The sequence below is a fragment of the Sphaerisporangium sp. NPDC004334 genome (genome assembly GCF_053602655.1).
The window spans coordinates 68508-75387 of the sequence record NZ_JBSGDZ010000039.1; the positions used below are offsets into that span (position 1 = coordinate 68508).

General features: G+C 70.7%; 6 protein-coding genes. 2 read left to right on the forward strand and 4 right to left on the reverse strand.

Features of this window, described 5'->3' with window-relative positions:
• Positions 1-239: 239 nt before the first annotated feature.
• Together ACWEN6_RS36310 and ACWEN6_RS36315 are read left to right on the forward strand one after the other, a co-directional pair.
• The gene (locus tag ACWEN6_RS36310; RefSeq protein ID WP_452576530.1) at positions 240-1178 is read left to right on the forward strand and encodes an EamA family transporter; all 939 of its coding nucleotides are present in this window, start codon (positions 240-242) and stop codon (positions 1176-1178) included.
• A gap of 231 nt (positions 1179-1409) precedes the next feature.
• Positions 1410-1766: an ester cyclase gene (locus ACWEN6_RS36315; protein WP_452576531.1), complete on the forward strand. Its 357-nt coding sequence runs from the start codon at positions 1410-1412 to the stop codon at positions 1764-1766.
• A gap of 240 nt (positions 1767-2006) precedes the next feature.
• Here the strand turns inward: ACWEN6_RS36315 and hisC are convergent, their stop codons facing one another.
• The 4 genes from hisC to ACWEN6_RS36335 form a co-directional block, all read right to left on the reverse strand.
• Positions 2007-3071, reverse strand: a complete 1065-nt coding sequence (gene hisC, locus ACWEN6_RS36320; RefSeq protein WP_452576532.1) for a histidinol-phosphate transaminase — start codon at positions 3069-3071, stop codon at positions 2007-2009.
• A gap of 306 nt (positions 3072-3377) precedes the next feature.
• Positions 3378-4037, reverse strand: a complete 660-nt coding sequence (locus ACWEN6_RS36325; protein ID WP_354842552.1) for an NUDIX hydrolase — start codon at positions 4035-4037, stop codon at positions 3378-3380.
• A gap of 39 nt (positions 4038-4076) precedes the next feature.
• Complete coding sequence (locus ACWEN6_RS36330) at positions 4077-5885, reverse strand: DUF4434 domain-containing protein (RefSeq protein WP_452576533.1); 1809 nt, start codon at positions 5883-5885, stop codon at positions 4077-4079.
• 117 nt (positions 5886-6002) lie between these two features.
• The coding region (locus tag ACWEN6_RS36335) for a glycosyltransferase (RefSeq protein ID WP_452576534.1) at positions 6003-6880 on the reverse strand (878 nt) is incomplete at its 5' end.

Consider the following 6880-nt stretch of genomic DNA (forward strand, 5'->3'; position numbering starts at 1 on the left):
CACAGCCTGTGGATAACTGGGCCCGCTTGAGCCACGAATTGTTACATTTCCGCATCTGGGGCCGGAGAAAAGAGCCGAGGCCCGGATCGCCGGTTATCCACAGCCTGTGGACAAAGCGGCCTCCGGCGGGCAGCGCGGGTGATGGCGCAGGTGAGCACCGGCGGCGGATCGCGGGGGCACATCTCACGGTCCGATACCCGCGTGTGCCGCCGTCGGGCCGATCGATATTGTCATGAGCCATGGTCGAGAACACTCGTGACATCAAGGTATGGGCGGCGCTCGCGGCGGTGTACGTCGTGTGGGGGTCGACCTACCTCGGCATCAGGCTCACGATCGAGACCATGCCGCCGCTGGTGAGCGCCGGGATGCGCTTCGTCGCGGCGGCGGTCATCCTCGGCACCGTGCTGGTGCTGCGCAAGGGTCCTTCGGTCCTGCGCATGAAGGGCCGGCAGTTGTGCGGTGGCGGGCTGGTCGGGCTGCTGCTGCTCCTCGGCGGCAACGGCATGGTGGCGGTCGCCGAACAGCACATCTCCTCCGGGCTGGCCGCCCTCCTGGTCGCCTCGGTGCCGCTCTGGCTGGTCATCTTCCGCACCATCGCGCGCGACCGGCCGCGCCTGCTCTCGCTGGCCGGGGTGCTCATCGGCTTCTGCGGCGTGGCCGGCCTGTCGCTCACCGGCGGCGGATCCTCCGACTCGACCGGCATCGTGGTCGTGCTCGCCGGCTCGCTGTCGTGGGCGCTCGGCTCGTTCCTGTCCGGACGCATCCCCATGCCGGAGGACCCGTTCGTGGCCAGCACCGTCGAGATGATCGTCGGGGGCGCCGGGCTGCTCATCGTCGGCCCGGCCGTCGGGGAACGCCTGCACCTGGACCAGGTGAGCGCCGGGTCGTGGCTGGCGCTGGCCTACCTGGTGCTGGTCGGCTCGCTGGTCGGCTTCACCTCCTACATCTGGCTGCTCGGCAACGCGCCGATCTCGCTGGTGTCGACCTACGCGTACGTCAACCCGGTCGTGGCGGTGCTCCTCGGCGTGGTCGTGCTCAACGAGCGGGCGACCGGCCAGATGATCGCCGGCGGCCTGGTGATCGTGCTGGGCGTCGCCCTGGTGGTCTCCACCGAACGCCACGCCCGCCGCCCCCGCCCCTCCGCCCAGGCAGGCGAGACCCAGCTCACCCGCTCCTGACCGACGACCCCACACGGGAGGATCCCCCCGGCCGGCCGGACGTTCTCCGTCCAAGGCAGGCCCGGCGCGGTCGAGGACACGCGGATCACCAACCGGCTGCGCATGATCAGCAATACGCGCGGCACCGCACTCTGACGTCAGTCTGGTCGGTGACCAGGTGATCACTGCCGGCATGTCAGCCATAAGGTGGACTCGACATCACAGCGGACCCCGGATGGGAGCACAACGGTGATGAGCGAAGCCGTCGCCACGGCATCCAAGCAAGTAGTGGCACGCTATTTCGATATGTGGAACACCGGCGATGTCTCCGCCGCCCCGGACATCCTCCGTCACGACTGGACCGATCACGCCCACCCCGAGGTTGCCGGCCCGGCAGGTGTGCAACGTGCGATCGAGCAGATCAGAGCGGCACAGCCGGACCTTCGCTTCCACATTGAACGCATCCTTGCCGACGCTGATCGCATCGCGGCCATCGGCAGCGTTCGCCGAGGACAGGACCTCAGCACGCCGGGGACGGGCATGATCTGGCTGATTCGGGTTGAGGATGAACGGATGGCCGAAATGTGGACATACCGCAGCACCACCTGACGAGTGAGGTGACCACCTACGTTCACCGGGCGCGGCTCTCCACCTCCGGCCACGTGCCGCGGTGATCGGCGCCGGGTCGGCGGGTCGTGGTACGGCGATGCCGGCGCCTGCCACGGCGCCCGAGCCGGTGAACGTCCGTGGACGGCGCACTGGCCGAACCGGGCACCGCACCACCCGGCCAGAACAACGAACACGCTGCTCTGCCGGGTGGACGGGCGCTGGGAGTCGGCGGCTGGGGGGTCAGCCGTGGGCGCCGAAGGACTCCGCGGCGGCGAGGAAGGTGTCGTTGGCCTCGGGGGAGCCGATGGAGACGCGTGCGCCCTCGCCGGCGAACGGGCGGACGGCCACGCCGTCGACGGCGCAGCGGTCGGCGAACTCCAGCGTGCGGTCACCGAGGCGCAGCCAGACGAAGTTCGCCTCGGTGGGCGGCACCTGCCAGCCCTGCCCGAGAAGGGCCTCACGGACGCGCGTGCGCTCTTTGACGACCGTCTCGACGCGCTCGAGCAACTCGTCCTCGGCGGCCAGCGAGGCGATCGCCGCGGCCTGGCCGATGCTGTTGACGGCGAACGGGACCATGGCCTTGCGCACGGCGGCGGCCACGGGCTCGTGGGCGATGAGATAGCCGACGCGCAGGCCGGCCAGCCCGTACGCCTTGGAGAAGGTGCGCAGGACGGCGACGTTCGGCCGGTCGGCGTACAGGCCCACCCCGTCGGGCACGTCGGCGTCGCGGACGTACTCGCGGTAGGCCTCGTCCAGGATGACCAGCACGTCGCCGGGGACCTGGTCGAGGAAGGCCGTCAGCTCGGCGGCGCGGTTGACCGTGCCGGTCGGGTTGTTGGGGTTGCACACGAAGATCATGCGCGTCTCGGGGGTGATCGCCGCCGCCATCGCCGTGAGGTCGTGGGTCTCATCGGCCAGGGGGACGCGCACCGAGACCGCGCCGGCGAGGTCGGCGAGCAGCGGGTAGGCCTCGAAGGACCGCCAAGCGTAGATCACCTCGGCGCCGGGGTCGCTCACGGTGGCGAAGAGCTGCTGAGCGACCGTCACCGAGCCCGCGCCCAGCGCGATGTGCTCGGGAGGCACGCCGAAACGCTCGGCCAGAACCTCGGTGAGCCGCACGCAGGCGGGGTCGGGATAGCGGTGGACCTCCGCGGCGGCGGAGGCGATGGCCTCCAGCACCGAGGGCAGCGGCTCGTACGGGGACTCGTTGGACGACAGCTTGAAGGACCGGCCGTCGGCGGAGACCACGGCCTTGCCCGGCCGATAGGCGGCCATCTCGTCGAGGATAGGGCGGAAACGCGGCATGGCCTTACCTTATGACGCGGCGCCCCCACGAGAACCTCCGGCCGCGCCCCCTGTGGAAAAGTCCCCTCCACCCGGCCTCCCCTGTGGACCACGCCAGCCGAGCAAGGCGAACAAGCCTCCTCAAGAACGCCCTAAACCGCCAAGCCATCCCAGCGGATCGGCCACAAGGACCCGCTCGGGGCGCGGCGGTGTTCTGAGGAGGAGAGAGCGAGTGCGAGGAACGAGCGCTCGTGAACGACGACGAAGGACGCCGCCTCAAGGGCGCCCCGAGCCCGTCGAGCGGAGGGAGGCCAAGCAAACACAGCCTCAACCCAGGCGGAGCATCGGGGGGTGGAGGAGCTCGGCGGGGCCGCGGCGGTAGAGCATGGCGGGACGGCCGCCGTCGCGGGTGGTGGTGCGGCCCGTGGGCACCAGGAAGCCGTCGGCCTTGGTGACCTTGCGGTGGAAGTTGCGCGGGTCGAGCGGGCGTCCCCACACGATCTCGTACACCCGCCGCAGATCGGCCACCGTGAACTCCTCCGGGCAGAACGCCGCGCCGAGGGAGGTGTACTCGAGCTTGGCGCCCGCGCGTTCGATGCCGTCGAGCATGATGCGCCGGTGGTCGAAGGCCATGGTCTGCAGGGAGGACACCGGCTGCCAGCTCATGTGGGCCTCGGTGGAGGCCGGAAGGTCGGGCGCGAGCCCGAGGTAGGCCACGCTGACCACGCGCTGGCGCGGGTCGCGGTCGGGGTAGCCGTAGGTGCGGAGCTGCTCGAGGTGCACCGGGGCGCCCGGCAGCCCCGCGCGCTCGGCGAGGACGCGGGACGCGGCGGCGGGCAGATCTTCCTCGAGCTGGATGAAGCCGCCGGAGAGCGCCCAGCACCCTTGGTACGGCGGGCGGTCGCGCCGCCAGACGAGGGCGCTGAGCTGCTGGCAGCGCACGGTGAGCACGACGAGATCCACGCTGACGGGAATGCGCGGGACCATGGCAGGCACGTTACACCGGTGACGGAGGGCCGAAGACCGTCATGTGCCCCGATTGAGGTAGACCGGGGCGTTGCTCTGCCGTCCGTCGGGCGAGGTCACGTCCACGCGGACCCAGGCGTCGGCGGGGATGGACGACCAGTCGACCGGCACCCAGATCTTCCGCACGGCCCCGGGCAGGCCGGGGATCGGCGAAGGGTCGGACCATCCGGCGTCGGCCGCGTCCACCTCGCGCGGCTCCGACCCGCCGTACCAGCTCAGCGTGACCTTGGCGCCGGCGACGTTGTAGCCGCGCACCTCCAGTCCGTCCTGGATGCCGCGTTTGGCGGCGATGGCCTGGATGGGGATGGGGCGGCTCCAGTCCTCGGCGACCTGGTCGGCGAGCGTCGGGGTCCCGCAGGTGAAGAAGCTGCTCCACTTGTAGGAGATGATCTTCGAGACGTACGGCCCGACGAAGGTGACCGCCGAGTCCAGGCGCTTCTTGTCGGTCACGCCGCGCTTGCCGCCCGCCTCGCAGGCGCCGTCGCCCTCGGGCTCGAACGCCTCGACGTTGGCCCACAGCTGGACGTCGTCCCCTTCGGCGCGCAGCTCCGCGAGAGCCTCGGCCATGGCGCGGTAGTAGTCGCGCGTGGCGCCGTAGTAGGCCTTGCCGTAGGTGGTGTCGCCCACGATGGGCTTGAGCCGGGAGTCGACCTGCTGCCCCTTGAGGTTGGGCCAGAACAGCCCGACCTTGCCGGTGCCGCGGCTGTCCTGCGGGGCGACGATGCCGACGCCGGTGCGCGCGAGCGCCTTGAACCCGGCCTTGACCTGCGCCGGAGTGGAGGTGAACTTCTTCTCCCTGCGCCCGTCCAGGTAAGGGCTGACCATGATGGGCTTGCCGGGCAGTTCCTGTTGCACGATGTCGTGCTGTTCGGCGTACACCTGCAACGTCGGGACCACCGACGGGTCGGGCCAGTCTCTGATCTGCAGCTCGAACGGCTGGTAGACGCCGCCGAGCGACGCGCGGTCCTTGAAGCGGTCTCCGTAGTCCTGCAGGACGCGCCTGGTCAGCGTGGTCAGGGTGCCGATGTGCCGGGGGTCGGCCCTGGTGGGCTCGACGCGGTCGCGCGGCGCCACGGGCAGCGCCGGGAAGACCTTCATGGCGAAGCGGTCGGCCAGGTCGAGGATCTCGGTCAGGCTGTCCTTGGGCGCCCCGTCCACCAGGATCAGGTGGTAGCCGAGCCCCTTGGAGGTGAAGTCGCAGGTCGGGTTGTCCGAGCCGTCGTCGGGGGTGATCACGCGGTAGAAGACGTCGTCCCCGACGGTGACGGTGTGCTCCATCTGCGGGCACCGGAACAGGTCGGGGCCGAAGGCCTCGTCGGTGCGGTAGATGTAGGTCCAGGTGATGCGGTTGCCGGGGTTGGCGGCCTTCAGGGCCGACTCCGCGGCCTGCACGCACGTCAGGCCGTTCTCCTGGCACCTGTCGAAGCGCGGGTCGGGCTCCTTGCCCTGGGCGTCCAGGACGTGCCCGTCACCGTCCACGGAGCGCGGCTGCAGGCCGAAGCCGAGGCGCACGACGGTGTCCCCGCCGACGCTGTGGATGGCCTGGAGCTGTCTGCGCCAGGTGCAGTGGTCGGAGGTCGGCACCAGCCAGTAGCCGGTGACCGCGTACGGGGTCGGGCTGGTGGTGTCGAAGGTTCCGCAGGGATCGCTGAACACGCTGGTCGAGGGCGTGGGGCTCGCCGTCTTCGTCTTCTGCGCCGGGGTCGTCGCCGCGCTCTTCGAGTCGCCAGGAGAATGCGGAAGAACCATGACGATCGCCGCGACAGCGGCCAGAAGGGCCGCACCCAGTAGCAGTGTGAGGCCGCGCACCTTCAGGAGATTACCGTCCTTAAGTTGTGGCCCTCATAAAAGTCGATCAGGGCCGCATCGGCGTTCCGGCGCGCCCGCGCACGGGCGTGCACCGCCCGGCGGGCGGCGTCCGGTGGCCTATTTCTTCACACCGGCCCAGGCCTCGAGCTGTGTCACGAACCTGCGCGCCGAGTTCGGCCAGTGGTGGTTCGCCCGGGCGGCGGCGTACCCGCGCGCCCCGGCGCCCTTGCGCGCCTCCGGATCGTTCCGCAACCGCAGGACGGCCCGCGCAACGGCCTGTGGATCGCGCCAGGGCACGACCACGCCGCTCTGGTAACGCTCCACCAGCTCCACCGCCCTGGGTGACGGAGTGGTGATCACGGGGATGCCGTGCGCCATGTACTCGACGATCTTGGTGGGCATGGAGTGCCGGTAGTTGGGCTCGTCGTGCAGCAGGGAGAGCCCGGCCAGCGCACCGTCAAGCCGCTTGAGCGCCTCGTCGTTGGGCATGAAGTCGCGCCACTCCAGCACCCCCTCGGCGACGGCCTGGTTGAGCATCGGCCTGCTCTGCGGGTCGGCGTAGCCGATGAGCTCCACCGCGACGCGGTGCGGCTGCAGCAGCCGGCCCACCTCCACCGCCTCCCGGACGCCGCGGGCCTCCGACAGCCATCCCAGGTACACCACGCGGTCGTCGGACGGCTCGCTGACGTGGTCGGGCACCCAGGTCTCGTTCGGCACGACCAGGTGCGCCTGCCGGAAGCGGCCCGCGTAGGCGGTCTCGGCCAGCAGCAGGTGCAGGTGGCGCTCGGCGGTGCCCTCCAGCAGCCGGGCGAGGAAGCGCGTCGGGGGCCGCAGGAAGGACGGCAGCCAGGGCTTCAGCGACAGGGTGGCCGGGGTGTCCTCGTGGACGTCCCAGACCACCGGCGGCCGCTTGCGCACCCCCGCGACCGCGAGCAGCAGCTCGGGGTCGTGGATGAGCGCCAGGTCGACCTGGCCGCGCAGGCTCTTGAAGAGCC

Bases quoted from the DNA above. Each gene is read 5' to 3' on its own strand.
- ACWEN6_RS36325 (WP_354842552.1), bottom strand. From the start codon at position 4,037: ATGGTCCCGCGCATTCCCGTCAGCGTGGATCTCGTCGTGCTCACCGTG.
- ACWEN6_RS36310 (WP_452576530.1), top strand. From the start codon at position 240: ATGGTCGAGAACACTCGTGACATCAAGGTATGGGCGGCGCTCGCGGCG.
- hisC (WP_452576532.1), bottom strand. From the start codon at position 3,071: ATGCCGCGTTTCCGCCCTATCCTCGACGAGATGGCCGCCTATCGGCCG.
- ACWEN6_RS36315 (WP_452576531.1), top strand. From the start codon at position 1,410: ATGAGCGAAGCCGTCGCCACGGCATCCAAGCAAGTAGTGGCACGCTAT.